Origin of the sequence: Kitasatospora sp. NPDC018058 (genome assembly GCF_044327205.1) — a bacterium.
In the GTDB taxonomy this organism is placed as follows: Bacteria; Actinomycetota; Actinomycetes; order Streptomycetales; family Streptomycetaceae; genus Kitasatospora.
The window spans coordinates 45,544-52,190 of record NZ_JBIRFA010000050.1; the positions used below are offsets into that span (position 1 = coordinate 45,544).

Genomic DNA, 6,647 nt, shown 5'->3' on the forward strand with positions numbered 1-6,647 from the left:
ACTCCGCTGAGCCTCCCTGCGGACGGCCGACAGGTCAGGGGGTGCCGAGGGCGGCTTCCTCGCGGTCGAGGTCGTGCTGGAGGCGGCGGCGGGTGGTGTCGCTGATGCGGTGCTCGTCGTAGAGGCGGTGCAGTTCGGTGCTCTGGACGGCGATGACCTCGTGACGCAGTTGCCGGTATGCGGCGTCGGCGGTGGTGCCGTCGGGGGTTTCGGGGGTGCGGTCGAGACGGGCGGTGAGGCTGCGGCGGACGCGGTCGACGGCAGTCTTGGGCATGACCTCCAGCGTGGCCAGGTGCTCGACGTGGTCGAGGGCGGCGTGGTTGAGGGCGTCGCGGGCGTCGTCCTCCTCGCGGGCGGTGTGCTCGGGTTCGAGGGCGAGGCCGGAGCGGTTGACGACGGCGGCCAGGGTGAGGCCCTGGACGACCAGGGTGAACACGACAACGGCGGTGGTCAGCACCAGGACCAGGGGCCGTCCCGCGAGCTTGGTGCCATCGTCGGCGACCAGCGGGATGGACAGGGCGGCCGCCAGGGGCATGACGCCCCGGGTGCCGGCCCAGGTGACCACCCCGGCCACCCGCCAGGACAGTCGCCCCTGAGTGGGCTTGACCGCACGTGTCAGCGGCAGCGTGGACAGCACGCGCACCGCGATCAGGACGGCGGCGAGCGCGAGGGCCTGCAGCGGCCACAGGCCGGTACCGGCGGGCAGGTCCCGAACCAGGGTGGGCAGTTCCAGGCCGACGATCGAGAAGACGACGCTCTCCAGCAGGAACACCACGACCGCGTAGACGGCGCCCAGCTGCAGGCGGATATGGGCGTCGGTGAGCCGGTGGCCGGAACGACCGAGCAGCACGCCCGCGACGACCACCGAGGTGACCCCGGAGGTGTGCACGGACTCGGCCAGCACGTAGGCGGCGTACGGGGTGACCAGCGCTATCACCGTCTCCAGCACCGGGTCGGTGGTGCGGCGGCGCACCAGCCAGACCAGGCCTGCGGCGGCGGCGCCGACCAGGCTTCCGCCGCCGCCGAGCAGCAGGAACTCCCCGCCGGCCGCCGGCACGCTCACCGAGGCGCCGACTGCCACGGCGATGCCGACGGCCACCTTGAACAGCACCAACGAGGTGGCGTCGTTGAACAGGCTCTCCGCCTGCACCAGCACTTGGACGCGCCCCGGCAGCGCCAGCCGGCGCCCGAGCGCGGTGACGGCCACCGGGTCGGTGCTGGACAGCACGGCGCCCAGGACGAAAGCCATCGCGGGCGGCAGCCCGGCGACGGCGACGGCCGTGAAGCCCACGGCGGCGGCGGAGGCGAAGACCAGCCCGAAGGAGAGGATCGTCACCGGGCGCCACACCGTGCGCAGGTCCCGGAGGGACAGCTCCTCCGCGGAGGCGTACAGCAGCGGGGGCAGGACCACCATGCCGATGATCTGCGGCGGGACGTGCAGCGCGGGGACGCCAGGTATCAGCGCCACCCCGATGCCCGCCAGGACCAGCAGCGAGGGCGCGGGAACGCGCAGGCGCCGGGCGAAGGTGGCGACGGTGGTGGCCAGAACCACCAGGACGAGAACGATCCCCACTACGTGCATCGGGGTGAAGACCTCATCACGACGAGCGGGGTCACTGCCGCCCGATCGCCGCAGTCGTCCCCCGAGCCGACCAGACTTCCCGGCACACCTGTGGTCATCTTATCGGGACATTAGCGGGAAGCGTCAGGGCATATCCCCACGTCGCCGGGTGCACCGCGGCGCGCACCGGGCGCGAGTACCGCGGCGGTTATCCCGATGCGCCTCCGCACGCGTGAGGGCGACCATGGAGGCGAAGGCTGTCGAGCCGCACCGGGTTCCGCCGGGCGGCTGGGAAGGACGGCGGTGGTGCCTCGCGGCCGGCTGCGGGTCTACCTCGGAGCCGCTCCCGGGGTCGGCAAGACGTACGACATGCTCTCCGAGGGCCAACGGCGTGCTGCACGCGGCACGGACGTGGTGATCGCCTTCATGGAGGACTACGGTCGGCCGCTGACCCGCCGGATGGCCGAGGGCCTGGAGACCGTACCCCGCCGGACCCTGTCGTACCGGGGCTGTTCCTTCACCGAGATGGACCTGGACGCGGTGCTCGCCCGCCACCCCCAGGTCGCCCTGGTGGACGAGCTGGCGCACACCAACGTCCCCGGGTGCCGGCACGAGAAGCGCTGGCAGGACGTCGAGGAACTGCTGGAGGCCGGGATCGACGTCATCTCCACGGTCAACATCCAGCACCTGGAGTCGCTGAACGATGTGGTGGAGCAGATCACCGGCATCCGGCAGCGCGAGACGATCCCGGACGATGTGGTGCGCCGCGCCGACCAGATCGAGCTGGTCGACATGTCCGCCGAGGCCCTGCGCAGGCGGATGGCGCACGGCAACGTCTACCCGCCCGAGAAGATCGACACGGCACTCACGAACTTCTTCCGGGCCGGCAACCTGACCGCCCTGCGGGAGCTCGCCCTGCTCTGGGCGGCCGACCGTGTCGAGGAGGCCCTCCTGCGCTACCGCCACGACCACGGCATCCAGCAGCCATGGGGCACGCGGGAACGTGTCCTGGTCGCGCTGTCCGGCGGCCCCGAGGGCGACACCCTGATCCGGCGGGCCAAGCGCACCGCCTCCCGCGGTGCCGGGGGCGAGTTCCTGGCCGTTCACGTCGCACGCGACGACGGCTTGGCCAGTGCACCCCCGCAGCTGCTGGCCCGCCAGCGCGCGCTGGTGGAGAGTCTCGGCGGGGTTTGGCACACGGTGACCGCTGGTGACCCGGCGCAGGCGGTCCTGGCGTTCGCCCGGCAGGTCAACGCCAGCCAGATCGTCATCGGCGCCACCCGCCGCAGCCGTCTCAAGGGCCTCTTCGGTCGTGGCACCGGCGAGACCATCATCGAGGGCTCCGGTGACGACATCGACGTCTACGTCGTCACCCATGCCGAAGCCGCCCATGGCCGGTTTCTGCACCGCCGCGAGCCTCGCGAAGAGGATTGACCACGACCTTTCCGGCCAGGGCGCGCCGCCCGCGGGAAACGTTTCGGCCAACCGTTGGTCTCGCCCGCGTGACGCTGCCGTCAAAGCCGCGTCAAAGTTCCGAACCACCCGTATGGAACGCGTCAGGGAACGACGACGCGTTCCGTACGGCTGGTTTGCTGCCCTGTGCCGGTTCGTCCGCCGGTGCCGCACACACCTCCGGGTCGTGCCCTGCGGTGTCCCCCACATCCCCCACCTGGTGGAACTCATGCTCGATCTCGTGTTCGTCGGCCTCACGGTTGCCGTGTTCGCCGTCATCGCTCTGGTCGCGAAGGGGGTGGAGAAGCTGTGAGCGCCGAGAACCTCGCAGGTCTCATCGTCGCCGTCGCGCTCGTCGGCTACCTCGTCGTCGCGCTGATCTTCCCGGAGAAGTTCTGACATGGGATCCACTCTCACGGGCTGGATGCAGGCCCTCGCCCTCGTCGGCGCGCTGGCCCTGTGCTACCGCCCCCTCGGCGACTACATCGCCAAGCTCCTCACCACCGCCAAGCACCTCAGAGTCGAGCGCGGCATCTACAAGCTGATCGGCGTCGACGGTGACGCCGACCAGCGCTGGCCGGTGTACCTGCGCTCGGTGCTGGCCTTCTCGGCCGTCTCGGTGCTCTTCCTCTACGGCCTGATCCGCCTCCAGACGCACCTGCTGCTCAGCCTGGGTGTGCCGGAGATGGAGGCCCACCAGGCCTGGAACACCGCGATCTCGTTCGTCACCAACACCAACTGGCAGTCCTACAGCGGCGAGTCCGCGATGGGCCACCTGGTGCAGATGGCGGGCCTGGCGGTGCAGAACTTCGTCTCCGCGGCCGTCGGCATCGCCGTCATGGCCACGCTGATCCGCGGGTTCATGCGGAACAGGACGGACCGGGTCGGCAACTTCTGGGTCGACCTCACGCGCATCACGCTGCGCCTGCTGCTGCCGCTCTCGATCGTGCTCGCCATCGTCCTGGTGGCCAACGGCGTGGTGCAGAACTTCCACGGCTTCCACGAGGTCACCGGCCTGGCGGGTGACGTGCAGAAGATCCCGGGCGGGCCGGTGGCCTCCCAGGAGGTCATCAAGGAGCTGGGCACCAACGGTGGCGGCTTCTTCAACGCCAACTCGGCGCACCCGTTCGAGAACCCGACCGGCTTCACCGACTGGCTGGAGATCTTCCTGCTGCTGGTGATCCCGTTCGCGCTGCCGCGCACCTTCGGCAAGATGGTCGGTGACAACCGCCAGGGCTACGCGATCGTCTCCGTCATGGCGATCTTCTGGGTTGCCTCGGTGGCTCTGCTGACCCTCGCCGAGTCGCAGCACCACGGCACCGCTCTGCAGGCGGCCGGCGGCGCGATGGAGGGCAAGGAGCAGCGGTTCGGCATCGCGGCCAGTTCGCTGTTCGCCGCCTCGACGACGCTGACGTCGACCGGTGCGGTGAACTCCTTCCACGACTCGTTCACGCCCTTCGGCGGCGGTATCACGATCTTCAACATGATGCTCGGTGAGATCGCACCTGGCGGCACCGGTTCCGGTCTGTACGGCATGCTGATCCTGGCGATCGTGGCGGTGTTCGTGGCCGGTCTGATGGTCGGGCGTACCCCCGAGTACCTGGGCAAGAAGCTCGGCGGCCGCGAGATGAAGTTCGCCTCCCTCTACATCCTCACCACGCCCGCGCTGGTGCTGGTCGGCACGGGTGTGGCGATGGCCCTGCCGGGCGAGCGGGCCGGGATGCTCAACAGCGGTGCGCACGGCTTCTCCGAGGTGCTGTACGCGTTCACCTCCGCGAGCAACAACAACGGTTCGGCGTTCGCCGGTATCACGGTGAACACCGACTGGTACGACACGGCGCTGGGCCTGTGCATGGTGCTCGGCCGGTTCCTGCCGATGGTGTTCGTGCTGGCGCTGGCGGGCTCACTCGCCCAGCAGCAGCCGGTGCCGGCCACTCCGGGCACCCTGCCCACCCACAAGCCGCTGTTCGTCGGGCTGCTGTCCGGTGTCGTGCTGATCGTCGTCGGCCTCACCTACTTCCCGGCCCTGGCCCTCGGGCCGCTCGCAGAAGGTCTCCACTGATGTCCACCACCCACAACCCCGCACCGGTCGACCACAGTACGACCCCCCACCGGGTCCAGAGCGGCCTTCTCGACCCCAAGCTCATCGTCACCTCGCTCCCCGACGCGGTGAAGAAGCTCGACCCCCGGGTGATGGTCAAGAACCCGGTGATGTTCGTGGTCGAGGTCGGTTCGGTGGTCACCACGATCTCCGCGATCGCCAACCCGAGTGTCTTCGCGTGGTCGATCACGGTCTGGCTGTGGCTGACGACGATCTTCGCCAACCTGGCGGAGGCCGTCGCCGAGGGCCGCGGCAAGGCCCAGGCCGACACCCTGCGCAAGACCAAGACCGAGAGCGTCGCCCGTCGGCTCACCAACTGGCCGGCCACCCAGGACGAGGAGGAGGTGCCGGGCACGGCCCTCCAGCTCGGCGACCACGTCGTCGTGGAGGCCGGGCAGACCATCCCGGGCGACGGTGACGTCGTCGAGGGTGTCGCGAGCGTCGACGAGTCGGCGATCACCGGTGAGTCCGCGCCGGTCATCCGCGAGTCCGGCGGCGACCGCTCCGCCGTCACCGGCGGCACGAAGGTGCTGTCCGACCGGATCGTGGTGAAGATCGCCTCGGAGCCCGGCAAGTCGTTCATCGACCGGATGATCGCCCTGGTCGAGGGCGCGGCCCGGCAGAAGACGCCGAACGAGATCGCGCTGAACATCCTGCTGGCCTCGCTGACCATCGTCTTCCTGGTCGCGGTCGTGACCCTGCAGCCGATGGCGACGTTCGCGGGTGCCCCGCAGTCGATGGTCGTGCTGGTCGCCCTGATCGTGGCGCTCATCCCGACCACCATCGGCGCGCTGCTGTCCGCGATCGGCATCGCGGGCATGGACCGGCTGGTCCAGCGCAACGTGCTCGCGATGTCCGGGCGCGCCGTCGAGGCCGCCGGCGACGTCAACACCCTGCTGCTCGACAAGACCGGCACCATCACCCTGGGCAACCGCCAGGCCGCCGAGTTCCTGCCCGCCGAAGGCGTCGAGATCGGCGAGCTGGCGGACGCCGCGCAGCTGTCATCCCTCGCGGACGAGACGCCGGAGGGCCGCTCGATCGTGGTCCTGGCCAAGACCGAGTACGGCCTGCGGGCCCGCGCCCAGGGCGAGCTTGCCCACGCGACCTGGGTCCCGTTCACGGCCCAGACCCGCATGTCGGGCGTGGACGTGGACGGTAACCAGGTCCGCAAGGGCGCGGCCGGCTCGGTCGCCAACTGGGTGACCGAGAACGGCGGTTCGGTCGGATCGGACGTGGCACAGCTGGTGGACGGCATCTCCGCCGCCGGCGGTACGCCGCTGGTGGTGGCCGCGAAGAACCGGGACGAGGCTCCTCGCGTCCTCGGGGTGATCTACCTGAAGGACGTGGTGAAGGAGGGCATGCGCGAGCGGTTCGACGAGCTGCGCCGGATGGGCATCAAGACCATCATGATCACGGGCGACAACCCGCTGACCGCCAGGGCGATCGCGGAGGAGGCCGGCGTGGACGACTTCCTCGCCGAGGCCACGCCCGAGGACAAGATGGCCCTGATCAAGAAGGAGCAGGAGGGCGGCA

The 6,647-nt window shown here is 70.1% G+C and carries 5 protein-coding genes; 4 read left to right on the forward strand and 1 reads right to left on the reverse strand.

Annotated elements, in window-relative coordinates; translation table 11 throughout:
- Positions 1-34: 34 nt before the first annotated feature.
- The gene (locus ACH4E7_RS39080; protein ID WP_396253958.1) at positions 35-1,582 is read right to left on the reverse strand and encodes a Na+/H+ antiporter; all 1,548 of its coding nucleotides are present in this window, start codon (positions 1,580-1,582) and stop codon (positions 35-37) included.
- 285 nt (positions 1,583-1,867) lie between these two features.
- On the opposite strand from ACH4E7_RS39080, the gene ACH4E7_RS39085 reads away from it, so the two are divergent.
- From ACH4E7_RS39085 to kdpB, 4 genes are all read left to right on the forward strand, one after another.
- Positions 1,868-2,995 carry a universal stress protein gene (locus ACH4E7_RS39085; RefSeq protein ID WP_396253959.1) on the forward strand — a complete coding sequence of 376 codons (1,128 nt, stop codon included), beginning with the start codon at positions 1,868-1,870 and terminating at the stop codon, positions 2,993-2,995.
- A 327-nt stretch (positions 2,996-3,322) separates the two neighbouring features.
- Positions 3,323-3,412 (forward strand): K(+)-transporting ATPase subunit F, encoded by a 90-nt coding sequence (gene kdpF / locus ACH4E7_RS39090; RefSeq protein ID WP_037830997.1) that lies wholly within the window; start codon positions 3,323-3,325, stop codon positions 3,410-3,412.
- 1 nt (position 3,413) lies between these two features.
- Positions 3,414-5,075, forward strand: a complete 1,662-nt coding sequence (kdpA, locus tag ACH4E7_RS39095) for a potassium-transporting ATPase subunit KdpA (protein WP_396253960.1) — start codon at positions 3,414-3,416, stop codon at positions 5,073-5,075.
- Positions 5,075-6,647, forward strand: a 1,573-nt coding sequence (kdpB, locus tag ACH4E7_RS39100; protein ID WP_396253961.1) for a potassium-transporting ATPase subunit KdpB, incomplete at its 3' end; no start/stop codon positions are given. The genes kdpA and kdpB, both read left to right, overlap by 1 nt.